Genomic DNA, 12221 nt, shown 5'->3' with positions numbered 1-12221 from the left:
CCAAAATGTTGATCGGTGAACTCGCCGAGCGCGCACACATCAACCCGCAGACCGTGCGCTTCTATGAACGCCGTGGCCTCGTCGCAGAACCACCCCGGACACCCAGCGGGTACCGCGACTACACGTCTGCGGCCGTCGCGCGAATCCAATTCATCCGGTCCGCGCAGACAGCAGGGCTGACCCTGAAGGACATCCGCGGAATCCTCCAGATCCGAGACAGCGGATCCGCTCCCTGCGACCACGTCACCACCGTGCTGGACACCAAACTCACTGAGGTTCGCCAGCGACTGCGGGAGCTCGCCGACCTCGAGAATGAACTCATGGCGATCCTTCAATCGCGTCAGCGACTCGATACGCGCCACTGCTCGCCGGACGCTATATGCACACTCCTCGCTCCCACAACGCCAACCCTCCCGACGCAAGCGAGTACCTGAAGGACCCCCGAGACGAGTAGCCCTGACACGCGACATTCTTCGTCTCCGTTTGCGGGACTGTCCGTTTAACAATGAAGATGGTCTTGACGGCTTCGGCTGGGGCTGACCTGCTGACGGTCCTATAGAAGTCAAGTGAGTCCGAGGTCGGATTTCAGGTCGTGGTAGACCTCGCGGGCGATGAAGCGTTTGAGGCAGCGGAGGACGTCCTTTTTCGAGAGTCCTTCGGCCAGCCTGCGTTGCGCGTAAGCGATCGTGGGCTCGTGGTATCGGAGACGACAGACCGCGATCATGTGGAGAGTGGCATTGGCTTGTCGGTCACCGCCGCGGTGCAGGCGCATCCGCTGGGTCTTACCTGATGAGACCGGGATCGGTGCGACACCGCAGAGTCGGGCGAACGCGGCTTCGGAGTGTAACCGGTCGATGTTCTGCCCTGCGGTGACCAGGAGCTGGGCAGCGTGCCCGGTGCCGATCGCGAGCTTGGAAATCAGAGTGGGTGCTGTTTGGGCGACGAGTTCCTCCAGCACGACGTCGACATCGCGGATCTCGGCGGTGAGGTCGAGAACACGCTTCGCGAGCGTCCGAAGCGCGTACTTCGTGGCGTGGAACGGGTCGGCGATGTTGTAGCGCTCTGGTCGCAGGCCAGCGCAGCGCTCGATCAACGCGGCGGTGGTGCGCTCGGTAACCTGCTCCCGTAATTCAGCAGGCGCGGTGATGAGCAGATCCCGGAGTTGGAGTTGCGCGCGGGTGCGCGAACGGATCGCGGAGTCCCGGCCGACCCGCAGAATCCGGATGGATTCGACGACACCGGTGGTGATCTTCGGCACGACCGCGGCCTGGCCGGAGAGGGCCTTCATCGCCGCTGCTTCAGCGTCGATCGCGTCGTCTTTGCCGCGGCAGGCGCGCAGGTGAGGATGAGGCTGATTGACCTCAACGACCTCAACGCCGCGAGCGAGCAGGAACCTGGTCAGGCCGGCCGCATACGATCCGGTCGATTCGATCCCGATCTTGTCGATCACACCGAAGTGTCCGAGCCAGTCCAACGCGTCCTGGTAACCGCGGGTCGACGCGGTGAACTCCTGACTCCCCAAACGCCTTCCCGAGGAGTCCAGGGCGGCGACATGGTGGGTGTTTGAGTGCGCGTCAATCCCACCGACAATGATCGTGCCGGTCAGCTGCTGTTGTTCCTTCATTGGGTTCCTCTCCGACGGAAGAGCCCCGGAGCGGTGCGGAACGGACACAACAATGACGAGGCATCGTGCGCGAACAAGGTCCTATGAAGTCACGTTCCACCCAGCCCCGAAAGGCTCCGGGACAGCGACGGCGAACCTCGGCCGGGACGACTCGTCGGTGTCAGGACAACAGCACACGCCGTGTCAGTTAAACAGCAGGTCAGCCCCAGCCGAAGCCGTCAAGACCATCTTCATTGTTATTCAGACAGTCCCGCGCGATGCCGACCGGGTCGTTCGCCCCGGACTCTCCCTCGAGGGTCGTCCCCGAGCGGCCCGTGATCTCACGTTTACCCAGAATCGAGAAGACGACCGCAGGATCCGTGGGCGACAGCGCCGCCCCGATCAGCAACGCGGTCTGCCACCCGAAACCGAACAAGAAATGCGACGCGACAGCAATTCCCGCCGCGGTGACAGCGGTGCCTGCGATTCCGAGCACCGTGATCGCCCCGGCCGCCGAACGGAAACGACGCCAGCCGATGTGCATCCCGCCGTCGAAGAGGATGAAAATCAACGCAACGGTGACGATCCGTTCGTTCGCCTGGTCGGGAACCGTGCCGAGGACGGGGAACACAGCTGAAGCCGCAGCCGCCGCCGCCAGGAACAACGCCGGCGCCGGCACGCGAATCCACGTGCTCAACCGGTTCGAGAGCACAGCGATGATCACGGTTGCGGCGACCAAGAAAATCACCACGCTGAACGGCTCGATGTCGATCATGAGCGCATCCGCCACCACGAGTCCGCCATGCCAACCTCCCCGTCAAGGCGCACCAACACAATCGCCGACCAGGCTTCCCGGCACACCTCGCGGGCTCGACACACGGGCATCGCGACGCTCCAACCCTACAACTCGGCCCCACCCGGGGAGCCAACGGCTATGCGTTGCGAATCCGACCCGACAGCAACTTTGTTCACCTCGGGACGGATGGCGTCGGTGACAGTCCCGCCCTGCACAAGTCGTGTACAGTTAGTCGCTCGTTCGCCACTCTACAAGATGTAGTGTGGATGGGTGTCCGTGCTCGTGCTCCTTTCCCAGGCCGCGGCTGCGCTGGTGCTGATCGTGCTCATCCTGGGTGGTGCACGGGATGAGCCGGAGACGCAGCGGCCTGGTCGCTGGACGTGGGACGCTGTCACGGTTCGCCGCTGACTGAAGACGCGGCGACGAACGAGACGGCGCGGGTAGCGCGGAAAAAGTCGTACAAGAAAGGAACCTGCACGATGATGTATCCCGGCGTCGTCGCTATGGTCATCGCGATCTTGTTCGGCATCGGTGGTGCCGGCTACCTCACGCGCGCGATCGTGGGGCATCCCTCCCTCCTGTCCCGGATCAGTGACGTGTTGCACGTGCTCCTGGCCGGGACGATGATCACGATGGCGCTGGATGCGAACATGCTTCTTCCGCCGATCGCTCAGCTCATCGTGTTCGGGCCGGCGGTGGTCTATTACGTCATCCTCGCGATCGTGGCACGGTCGGCGACGAACGCTCACGAGCTGCACGGCGGTCGTGCACTGCTCTGCTACCACGCTGTGATGATGTCGGCCATGGTCGTCATGGCGGTGCAGATGCTCCAGGCGGGGACGCACCTCGACGGCACGATGGACATGGATGCGTCGGCGGTCCATCCGATGACGATGGCCTCCGCGCCCGGATGGGGCGCTGTTGGCATTGTGGCCGCGGTGTTCTTCGGCGCCGGCGCACTCCTGTTCCTGGTCAGACTCTTCGCGCCGGCGGCAGCGCGGGCGAACGTGACCGGCGATCGCGTGAACTCCTTCTTGCTTCTGAGCATGAGCGCCGGCATGTGCTTGGCGTTCCTCCCCTGGTGACTTGGCTACGACTGACGAAAGGCCCGCATGAGTGCCCGACACGCACCGGATGTTAAGATTGCTTCGATCCGTGAACCCGGACGAGGAGTGGAAATGGCCAGGCGCGACAGGGGAACACTCGAGGCGAGTGTCCTCGCAATCCTGTCCGCTTCGCCCACGCCGATGGCGAGCCGTGATGTGCTCGCAGAGCTCGACGCACAGGGGATGACCCTGGCCCTCACGACGGTGATCACCGCATTGCAACGGCTGACGCAGAAGGGAGTCGTCAACCGGCTCCCCGGCCCGACGTCGCGGCTGTGGCTCTTCGAAGCAGCGCAGACCCCTTCGGAGCGCGCGGTCACATCCATGGCCTCCGCCCTGGCCGACGCACCGGATCGAGAGGCCGTGCTGATGCAGTTCACCGGCTCTCTGAGCGACGACGACCTCACGATCCTTCGCAAAGCGCTCAGCAAGTAGCCCCGTGGTCGTCGTCTTCGCGCTGCTCGGTGTCGCCGTCCTCGTGACGGCGACCGCTCCGCTGCTGCTCGCGCGCGGATCGTGGCGAGTGCGCCATCCCGGCATCGCGATCGCGCTCTGGCTCGCGGCGTTCGCTGCGGGTGCACTGTCGCTGCTCGGCAGCGTGGCGAGTGCAGCGGTGATCGTGATGGCGAACCTGCACACTGCGTGGCTCGGTGCCTACGCCCCGACCGTTGCCTCCCTGTTCGTCTGGGTCGGCCTCGGCGCGCTCGGCGCTCTCATCGCCCTGGCGGTGACGAGATCCGAGCCGATGTCAGAGGCGCAGCGCAGCACCGACAGCGCAGCCTTCCTGCTCGCGGCCCGTACCAGATACCGGGTGGAGTGCGTCGGCCGACAGCACGTCACCTATGTGCGCGACGAACGACTTCTCGCCTGCTGCACGGCGGACGGCCGCATCTTGATCTCCTCCGCCCTCGAAGAGACGCTTCCCGCCAACCAGGTGCGCGCGATCGTCGAGCATGAGCGGTCCCACCTGCGGCGCCGGCATGGACGCGTGCTGCAGCTCGCGAAGCTGAACGCGGCCTGCTTCCCGCTCCTTCCGACTGCCCGCGAGTTCTCGCGGACAGTCAGCCTGCTCTCTGAGCTGGTGGCGGACGATGACGCCGCTCGCGTATGCGGGCCGGCCACCCTCTGTAACGCGCTCGCCCGCGTGGGCGAAGCGACTGGCGACGCCGGGATGCTGCTGCGCGCGGAGCGCCTGGCCGCTGTCCCGGTCTACGGACACGCTGACCGACGCACGCTTCCCGCGGTCAGCGTTATCGTTCGCTGAACGCTCCGGTCAGCCCCCGAAGGATCGCAGCCGCAGGCTGTTGGCCACCACGAGCGTGGAGGACAACGCCATCGCCGCCGCCGCGATCAGCGGGTTGAGCAACCCAGCGGCGGCCAACGGGATCGCCGCCACGTTGTAGCCGAAGGCCCAGACCAGGTTCATCCGGATCGTCCGCAGCGTCGCCCGGGACAGCCGGACGGCATCCGGGACGGCCATCAGATCGTCTCGGACGATGATCACGTCTGCCGACTTCAGCGCGATATCGGTGCCCTGCACCACGGCGAGCCCGAGGCGTGCGGTCGCCAACGCGGCCGAGTCGTTCACGCCGTCGCCGACCATCGCCACCCGGCGTCCCGATTGCTGCAGCCCATCGACGATCGCCGCCTTCTGCTCGGGGAGCACCCCCGCGATGACCTCGTCGACGCCGATCATGGCGCCGACGGGCTCGGCGACGGCTGCGGTGTCGCCGGAGAGCAGGACGGTGCGGAGTCCGAGCCGACGCAGTTCGGCGACGGCCGAAGCCGCAGACTCCCGCACCGTGTCCTCCACCGCCAGTACCGCGACGGCCGCCCCGTCGACAGCCAGCAGAACCGGCGTGTGCGCCGCCGCCAGATGGCCGTCCACCGCAGCAGCGACCTCAGCGGGGAACGCGATCCCGTCGTCCGTGAGTAGACGCGCGCTTCCGATCAGCACCTGCTCCCCAGCAACGATGCCTTCGGCGCCAAGACCGGCTCTGGCGGCGAAGCCGGCCACCGCGGGCAGATCGGTCACGAGCGTCCGTGCGTGGTCGACGACCGCGCGGGCGATCGGATGCTCCGACGCAACCTCCAGCGCAGCCGCGATACGCAGCACGTCGAGTTCGTCGCGACCGAACGCGTCGACGGCGACGACACGCATCCGACCCTCCGTCACAGTGCCGGTCTTGTCCAGGACGACGGTGTCGATTGCCCCGGAGGCCTCGAGTGCGTCCGGGCCCTTGATCAGGATGCCGAGCTGGCTGCCTCGGCCGACACCGACCATCAACGCGGTCGGCGTCGCGAGGCCGAGAGCACACGGGCACGCGATGATGAGCACCGCGACGCCGTTGGTGATCGCCGTGTTGAACGACGCACCGCCGATCAGCCAGCCCGCGAAGACGAGAACCGCGAGGGCGACCACCGTGGGCACGAACACTGCAGTCACGCGGTCGACGTAGCGCTGCACGGACGCCTTCCGTCGTTGCGCATCCTCCGCGAGTGCCGCCATCTGGGCCAGCCGCGACCGCGCCCCGACAGCGTCCGCCCGCACGAAGAGCCGCCCCGACAGATTGAGCGTGCCGCCGATGACGGTCTCGCCGTCTCCGACCTCGGCCGGGACCGATTCGCCCGTCATCGCCGAGGTGTCCACAGTGGAGGTGCCATCCATGACCGTGCCGTCCGCTGCGATCCTCTCGCCCGGGCGCACGATGATCGTGTCGCCTACCCGCAGTTGCCCGATCGGGATGGTCCGCTCGACACCTGCTTCCGTGTCGATCACTGTGGCTTCCCGCGCAGCAAGGTCGCCGATCGCCTCCAGCACATCGGCTGCACGTCGCCGCGACCGGCTTTCGAAGTAGCGTCCGCCGAGCTGGAAGGTCACCATCCCGGCGGCGACGTCCAGATAGATCGAGTCGGCGCCGGCGGGCGTACGACCGAAGCCCAGCCAGTATCCCGGCTGATCGGAGGGGGCGACCAGCAGCGTCCACAGTGCCCACCCGAACGAGACCACCACCCCGAGTGACACGAGCGTGTCCATGCTGAGCGTGCCGTGTCGGAGGCCGCGCAGCGTCGCCCGGTGGAACGGCCACGCCGCCCAGGTCACGATCGGCAGGGCGAGCAGGACGCACAGCGCCTGCCAACCCGGGAAGCGCCACGCGGGCACAAGCGCGAGCAGGATCGTCAGATCGCAGAGCGGGATGGCCAGCAGAGCCGAGACGGCGAGCCTCCTCCGCAGCGACGACGTGCGCGTCTCCGCCGCGCGGGCACTCCAGGCGTCGTCTCCCGGCACGTGGACCGCGGCTGTATAGCCGGCCCCTTCGACGGCGGCGATCGCGGTCGAGGCGTCGCCCTCGCCGAGACCGCTCACCACCGCGCGCTCGGTGGCGAAATTGACAGAAGCCGTGACGCCGTCGAGCTTGTTGAGCTTGCGCTCGACGGCGTTGGCGCACGCGGTGCAGGTCATTCCGCCGATGTCGAGCTCGAGCCGTTTCTCGAGGGCGACCGGGGTGGTGGTGGTCATCGCGACTCCTCATCGGGAACAGGGACACGTGTGGATGCGGTGGCGCCGGTGGTCTGCCGGCGCTCCGCGAGCTTGGCGAGCATCTGGTTGTACGCCTCGTAGCTGTCGTCCAGTCCGGCGTCGAGGTGTCGGTCGGTGCGTGCCGCGAGCTTCGCGTCCTGGCGCGCCCACTGCGTGACCAGGGCGAGCACCACGATCACCAGCGGGACCTCGCCCGCGGACCAGGCGATCCCTCCCGCGACGTACTGATCGTTGTGCAGGCTGCCGATCCAGGACACGTCGAGGTAGTGGTAGTAGGTGCCCGCCAAGAGCGCGGTGCTGGTCATCACGATGACTCCGAAGAAGGCGTGGAAAGGCATCGCAGCCAGCACCAGACCGAGCTTTCCCAGGTGCGGGAGCGGGCGGGGCGGGGCGTCGACGCCGATCACGAGAGCGTAGAAGATGTACCCGATCAGCAAGTAATGGACGGTCATCGCCTGGTGCGCCCAGTGGTATCGCATCGCCCAGTCGAAGAACGGGGTCATGTAGATCGCGTAGTAGGAGCCGACGAAGACGACGAGCGCGTACAGCGGGTTGAATGCCAGGTGTGTCGCACGCGAGTGCAGCATCGCATTGATCCACTCGTGTGGGCCGGCGAAGTCGTCCTTGCGGTGCGCAGTCGTCGCACGCAGGAAGAGGGTGACCGGGCCTCCCAGCACGAGCAGGAGCGGCCCGAGCATGTTAAGGCTCATGTGCAGCCCCATGTGCACCGCGAAGGAGGCGGACGAGTACGGGCCGATGCCGCTGGAGGTGGTGATGACGACGCTTGCCCAGCCGAGGATCCACGAGATCGTGCGGCCAACCGGCCACGCGTCACCGCGGCGGCGCAGAGTGCGTACGCCGAGGAGGTAGACGAGCGTCCCAGCGACCGAGATGACGAGGAAGAGGATGTTGACCCGGCCGTCCAGGAACAGCGTGACCGGAGTCATCGGCGTGTCCACGTTGTAGCCCAGGAAGAGCTGCTGGGTGGAGGTGGGCACGAAGTAAACAGGCGGCGGGATGCGCAGCATGGCCGACGTGATGCCGAGCACCATCGAGCACGACACGAGGAGCGCGACCAGCTGCCCCCTCCGCAGACCGGTCCGAAGCTTGCGCGGTACGACGAACGCGCCGAGGACGAACACCATCGGAACCAGGAGCCGCAGGATGAACAGGATCCCGGTCGCCGATGTCACCGGCTCTCCCGCGCTCTGGACGTAGTAGAGGATGCTGTCGGCTGCGAGGGCGACGGCCCAGCACCATAACACGAGCGTGCGGAAGCGCTTCGCTGTACGCGGCCCGGGCGGCCCGACCGTCGACCAGCGCACCAGCATCGTCACCGTGGCGCCGAGCAGGATCCCGGTCGCCGGGGTTCCGAAGATCGCCGCATCGCCGGCGAAGTCATGGTTCGGGCCGACCAGCACCTGCCCCACCATGACCGGCGCCAGCATCCCCAGCGCCGCGATCGCGGCGAGGACGACCGTCGAGACCCACGAGCCGACGACGTTGGCTGCGATCAGGACCACCAGCGCGCACACCGCGGAGACGATCCACGCCCCCGGGAGGTAGCTCGCTGTGACCAGGTAGCCGAAGGCTCCCGGCTCGAGCAGCGTCGAGAGGCCTCGCCCGCTGGCGTCCGCTGCGTCGACCGGGATCAACAGGATGCTGCCCCCGAGCCAGACCGATGCGGCGATGCGGGTGAACCGGAGGTCGCGGTCGTTGACGATCGCGGTGCGGGATTTGCGCGCGACGACGAACGCGGCAACCACCAGGCTTCCCAATGCCACGGCCGTCGCCGCGTCAGTCACAAGCCGCAGCAGCGCGCTCGCATACGAGGTCGGCAGCCCCGGGTACTCGCGACTCAGCCACTCATAGGGGGCACTGCCCAACACCGCCACCGTCACGACGACGGAGACGAGCGGTATGGCGGCCGTCGCCCAGAGCAGGAGCGGGTGACGGGCAGCTGGACGGGCTGGCGCGTCAGTCATGCGCCAGTTCGTAGCCCGCTTCCTCGACGGCCTCGCGAACGCTGGCCAGGTCAAGCGGCGAACCGCTGACCACGACGAGGGTCGCCGAACCGGCGTCGGCGCGAACGGACTCCACACCGGGCAGGAGCGATACCTCGCTCTGCACGCGACGCTCGCAGTGCTCGCACGTCATCCCGACAACCTGGTAGCTGGTCTCCATCACGTTCCCTTCGATGCCGTGTCGATTCTACATCTTGTAAAATGGATGACGATTCCGCCCATCCGATTCCCTAATCGCTCCGAACACCTGGCATGAGATTCATACCGACAAAGGTCCACGGCATCCTCGACTACATCGTCGGAATCGCCCTCATCCTCGCTCCGTTCCTCTTCGGCTTCTCGCAGGTCGGAGGAGCGGCCGTCGTCATCCCGATCGTGCTCGGCGTCGGGTTGATCGTCTACAGCCTCTTCACCCGATACGAGTGGGGGCCGTTCAAGCTCATCCCGATGCCGGTCCACCTCGTGTTCGACATCGTGGCGAGCCTCTTCCTCGCCCTCTCGCCGTTCCTGTTCGGCTTCGTGAACAACACGCCGAACGTCTGGCTGCCGCACGTGATCGTTGGCATCGCCGTGATCCTGGTGGTGATCTTCTCCCAGCCCCAGCCGGGGCCCAGCGTGAGCGGCCACCGCGCCGAGGCTCAGGCGGCACAGCGGTAACGGCGCTCAGGCAGGTTCTTCCGGCCGTCCGATCGCTCCTCCTCGATCGGACGGCCGGAATCGTCTTCTCAGCCCCACACGCGATAGACCGCAGACGTCGCGTATTGAGCACCCGTGCCGAAGTCGACCGAGAGGGCGACCGTCCACTCACCGGCGACGGGTGCGATCGAATGGGCCACCCACTCGCCATTCCGTGTGCGTTCGAAGCGCAGCGTGACCCCGGCAACGGTAGTGGTGCCCAGCGTGCCCGTGATCGCATCCGCCGTGGCGGGCTGGCCGGAGGCGTCTTCGAGCTGCACGGTGATGGTCTGCGGGCCGACGTGGGTGGAGTCGACGGAGATGTGGGCGGTTCCGGTGCCGGCGGCCGCTGTGAGCGTCGTCGGTGGCCCATAAGTCGTCCGCGCCGGCGGCAACGCGACGAGAACAGTTGTGACGACCACGACGACAAGCGTGATGACCGCTTCCGTCGCCACGATCCGGCGCGCGCGGTGTCTCTCGCGCGCATCCCGCGGAGGACCGTTTCGCACCAGCAGCCGGTTCGAGACGAGGGCTGCCGTGATGGCGAGGGCGACCAAGACAAGTTTGATCAGGAGCGTGACGCCGTAGGCCGTGGCGGAGATGGACTGCAGCGGGTCGAGCTGCCGCCACGCTTGGTACTCGCCGGTGACGATCAGCACCGCGACGCACGCGAACGCGGCGACGGACCACCGTCGCTGGCGTGTCAACTCGTCCTGATCGCGACCGTGTGCGGGGATCACGAAGACGGCGAGGACGATCAGGCCTCCGACCCACAGCGCCATCGCGGCCAAATGGAGCGTGGTCACCGGCAGCGCTAGCCAGGCGTCATCCCCCGCAGCAGCATGGCCGTCGGCGGCGATCGAGCAGAGAACAGCCACACCGAGAACGGCCGACGCGACGGTACTCGCTCGACCACGGCCAGGGCGAACCACCCACGGTATGAGGACCACGAGCAGGACCAGCCGCACGAGTCCCGCGACACCGCCGACCTCCGCCAGAGCCGTTCCGATCCCGTCCAGCCGGAACACTCCGCCCCACCCGCTGCCGGTCGCGGCAGGGCCTGCGAGCAACAGTCGCAGGAGGGTGCCGCCGGCCAGCAACGACCAGCCCACCCAACGCAGCACGCTCGCACCGCGTCGGGAGCCCACAGAGGGCCAGAGCACCAAGCCCGCGAACGACACGCCGATCAGCAGCACGACACCGCCGTAGACCAGTCCTTGCGCTGACTCGGCGGCCACCTCAACGGGGTCGATCGGGGTGGGCGTGGTCGACCCTGCCGTCGCGGGGTCAGCGTTCAGGCCGAACCGGATGGCCCCGGTGACGACGTGACCGTCGGCCGACACCACCCGGTAGCTCGCGGTGTACGCCCCGTCGGCCAGGGCTTTCCGCAATGGGATCACCACGGTCTTCCCGGAGTCGGCCAGACGCGCCGGTCCAGAGTCGACGCGGACGCCGTGATCGGAGAGCGTGGCAGTCGCATCCGGCGGGAGCTGCACCGCCTCGTCGAAGGTGAACGTGACCTGCGCCGGCGCGGTGGCTACCCGTGATCCGTCCACGGGGCTGCTCGACTCCAGAACGGCATGCGCCGCCGCCGGGGACGCCGGGACGAGCAACTGCCAGATCAGGTAGAGCGCAGCGAAGGCGAGGGAGGCGGCGACGACGAGCCGACCGCCTCCCCGTCCGAGCCGCGACGAGGCCGGGGTCACTTCGTCTCGGCGGCCTTCCCACGGCCGCTTCGCACGAGCGCGATGATCGCCAGGACCAGGCCGAGCAGCCCGGCGACGAGACCGGCGATGCCGAGCCCACTGTTGTCGGACGATGACGACGACATCTCCATGCCGCCGGTCGCGCCGGGCGTGGCTGTCGCCGTACTCCCATTCGCACTGTCGGAGCTCGCGGTCGTGACGACGAGGGTCGGGGCCGGGTGCTCCGGCTCGGTCGAGCCCTGCTGGATCTCGTTCCAGTTCGCGACCGAACCGTCACTGTAGGTCTGGACGGCCGGGAAAGTCAGCTTCTGGACCTTCGGGATCGGTCCGACCGAGACGGCGAAGGTGTCGAACTCGCCCGGCTTGATCCCGGTGCCGGCGGCCGCCGTCCAGGTGACCGACGATACATACGTGTCGATCGTGTTGCCGTCGTCGTCCTTCTCGGGCTTCGCGAGCTTGCCCGTGGCGACCGCCGCCGTCCAACCGGCTTTCGGCTGAGTGGAGACGGTGATGATCGGGGTGTCCTTGGGGAAGCTGACGGCGAGCTTGACCGTGGAGGCGGTGTCCGACTCCGTCGGAACACGGAAGGTGAGGACGCCGTAGCCGCCTTCCGTGACGGGGCCGCCGACAACCACATGGGCGGAGGCCGGCCCGGCCACGGCCAGGACGAGAGCGGCGGAGGCGGCCGCCGCGAGGGTGCCGACGATGCCGAATCGGCGGCGACGGGATGCTGTCATTGCAGGTTTCCTTTCGAGGAGAACAGAGGGAGG

At 67.3% G+C, this 12221-nt stretch carries 13 protein-coding genes; 6 read left to right on the top strand and 7 right to left on the bottom strand.

Annotated features, from left to right (window positions below; all coding sequences use genetic code 11):
• Window positions 1-5 precede the first annotated feature (5 nt).
• Window positions 6-434: a heavy metal-responsive transcriptional regulator gene (locus ACR5MH_RS18530; protein ID WP_431348534.1), complete on the top strand. Its 429-nt coding sequence runs from the start codon at window positions 6-8 to the stop codon at window positions 432-434.
• A gap of 128 nt (window positions 435-562) precedes the next feature.
• On the opposite strand, the gene ACR5MH_RS18525 is transcribed toward ACR5MH_RS18530, so the two are convergent.
• Window positions 563-1624, bottom strand: coding sequence for an IS110 family transposase (locus tag ACR5MH_RS18525; protein WP_431348533.1), 1062 nt, complete (start codon window positions 1622-1624; stop codon window positions 563-565).
• A gap of 199 nt (window positions 1625-1823) precedes the next feature.
• The gene (locus ACR5MH_RS18520) at window positions 1824-2378 is read right to left on the bottom strand and encodes a cation:proton antiporter domain-containing protein (RefSeq protein ID WP_431348532.1); all 555 of its coding nucleotides are present in this window, start codon (window positions 2376-2378) and stop codon (window positions 1824-1826) included.
• A 291-nt stretch (window positions 2379-2669) separates the two neighbouring features.
• Between ACR5MH_RS18520 and ACR5MH_RS18515 the strand changes: the two genes are divergently transcribed.
• The 4 genes from ACR5MH_RS18515 to ACR5MH_RS18500 all read left to right on the top strand — a co-directional run bounded on the left by ACR5MH_RS18515 (window position 2670) and on the right by ACR5MH_RS18500 (window position 4769).
• The gene (locus ACR5MH_RS18515; protein ID WP_431348531.1) at window positions 2670-2807 is read left to right on the top strand and encodes a hypothetical protein; all 138 of its coding nucleotides are present in this window, start codon (window positions 2670-2672) and stop codon (window positions 2805-2807) included.
• Between the two features lie 71 nt (window positions 2808-2878).
• Complete coding sequence (locus tag ACR5MH_RS18510; RefSeq protein WP_431348530.1) at window positions 2879-3484, top strand: DUF5134 domain-containing protein; 606 nt, start codon at window positions 2879-2881, stop codon at window positions 3482-3484.
• Window positions 3485-3511: 27 nt separating this feature from the next.
• The gene (locus tag ACR5MH_RS18505) at window positions 3512-3940 is read left to right on the top strand and encodes a BlaI/MecI/CopY family transcriptional regulator (protein WP_431348529.1); all 429 of its coding nucleotides are present in this window, start codon (window positions 3512-3514) and stop codon (window positions 3938-3940) included.
• A 4-nt stretch (window positions 3941-3944) separates the two neighbouring features.
• Window positions 3945-4769: a M56 family metallopeptidase gene (locus ACR5MH_RS18500; RefSeq protein ID WP_431348528.1), complete on the top strand. Its 825-nt coding sequence runs from the start codon at window positions 3945-3947 to the stop codon at window positions 4767-4769.
• A gap of 9 nt (window positions 4770-4778) precedes the next feature.
• On the opposite strand, the gene ACR5MH_RS18495 is transcribed toward ACR5MH_RS18500, so the two are convergent.
• Genes ACR5MH_RS18495 through ACR5MH_RS18485 form a run of 3 tightly spaced genes read right to left on the bottom strand, consistent with a single transcriptional unit; the run spans window position 4779 to window position 9230 of the window.
• A complete protein-coding gene (locus tag ACR5MH_RS18495; RefSeq protein WP_433862037.1) occupies window positions 4779-7025 on the bottom strand; it encodes a heavy metal translocating P-type ATPase in 2247 nt (748 codons plus the stop codon).
• Window positions 7022-9031: a cytochrome c oxidase assembly protein gene (locus ACR5MH_RS18490; protein ID WP_431348526.1), complete on the bottom strand. Its 2010-nt coding sequence runs from the start codon at window positions 9029-9031 to the stop codon at window positions 7022-7024. The genes ACR5MH_RS18495 and ACR5MH_RS18490 overlap by 4 nt, the downstream gene beginning before the upstream one ends.
• Entirely contained in the window at window positions 9024-9230 is a 207-nt protein-coding gene (locus ACR5MH_RS18485) for a heavy-metal-associated domain-containing protein (protein WP_431348525.1), read from the bottom strand. The genes ACR5MH_RS18490 and ACR5MH_RS18485 overlap by 8 nt, the downstream gene beginning before the upstream one ends.
• Before the next feature lie 92 nt (window positions 9231-9322).
• Between ACR5MH_RS18485 and ACR5MH_RS18480 the strand changes: the two genes are divergently transcribed.
• Window positions 9323-9727 carry an SPW repeat domain-containing protein gene (locus ACR5MH_RS18480; RefSeq protein ID WP_431348524.1) on the top strand — a complete coding sequence of 135 codons (405 nt, stop codon included), beginning with the start codon at window positions 9323-9325 and terminating at the stop codon, window positions 9725-9727.
• A gap of 68 nt (window positions 9728-9795) precedes the next feature.
• Here ACR5MH_RS18480 and ACR5MH_RS18475 read toward each other — a convergent pair whose 3' ends face one another.
• Together ACR5MH_RS18475 and ACR5MH_RS18470 are read right to left on the bottom strand one after the other, a co-directional pair.
• Window positions 9796-11451, bottom strand: coding sequence for a FixH family protein (locus tag ACR5MH_RS18475; RefSeq protein ID WP_433862036.1), 1656 nt, complete (start codon window positions 11449-11451; stop codon window positions 9796-9798).
• Window positions 11448-12188 (bottom strand): YcnI family protein, encoded by a 741-nt coding sequence (locus tag ACR5MH_RS18470; RefSeq protein WP_431348523.1) that lies wholly within the window; start codon window positions 12186-12188, stop codon window positions 11448-11450. Before ACR5MH_RS18470 ends, ACR5MH_RS18475 begins: the two co-directional genes overlap by 4 nt.
• Between the last annotated feature and the right edge of the window lie 33 nt (window positions 12189-12221).

Origin of the sequence: Streptomyces sp. L7 (assembly GCF_050990935.1) — a bacterium.
Lineage (GTDB): Bacteria > Actinomycetota > Actinomycetes > Actinomycetales > Microbacteriaceae > Leifsonia.
The sequence above is the reverse complement of the archived record's forward strand: the minus strand, read 5'-3'. Positions and strand labels throughout refer to the sequence as shown.

Bases quoted from the DNA above. Each gene is read 5' to 3' on its own strand.
- ACR5MH_RS18530 (WP_431348534.1), top strand. From the start codon at position 6: ATGTTGATCGGTGAACTCGCCGAGCGCGCACACATCAACCCGCAGACC.
- ACR5MH_RS18525 (WP_431348533.1), bottom strand. From the start codon at position 1,624: ATGAAGGAACAACAGCAGCTGACCGGCACGATCATTGTCGGTGGGATT.
- ACR5MH_RS18520 (WP_431348532.1), bottom strand. From the start codon at position 2,378: ATGATCGACATCGAGCCGTTCAGCGTGGTGATTTTCTTGGTCGCCGCA.
- ACR5MH_RS18510 (WP_431348530.1), top strand. From the start codon at position 2,879: ATGATGTATCCCGGCGTCGTCGCTATGGTCATCGCGATCTTGTTCGGC.
- ACR5MH_RS18505 (WP_431348529.1), top strand. From the start codon at position 3,512: ATGAGTGCCCGACACGCACCGGATGTTAAGATTGCTTCGATCCGTGAA.
- ACR5MH_RS18495 (WP_433862037.1), bottom strand. From the start codon at position 7,025: ATGACCACCACCACCCCGGTCGCCCTCGAGAAACGGCTCGAGCTCGAC.
- ACR5MH_RS18490 (WP_431348526.1), bottom strand. From the start codon at position 9,031: ATGACTGACGCGCCAGCCCGTCCAGCTGCCCGTCACCCGCTCCTGCTC.
- ACR5MH_RS18485 (WP_431348525.1), bottom strand. From the start codon at position 9,230: ATGGAGACCAGCTACCAGGTTGTCGGGATGACGTGCGAGCACTGCGAG.
- ACR5MH_RS18480 (WP_431348524.1), top strand. From the start codon at position 9,323: ATGAGATTCATACCGACAAAGGTCCACGGCATCCTCGACTACATCGTC.
- ACR5MH_RS18470 (WP_431348523.1), bottom strand. From the start codon at position 12,188: ATGACAGCATCCCGTCGCCGCCGATTCGGCATCGTCGGCACCCTCGCG.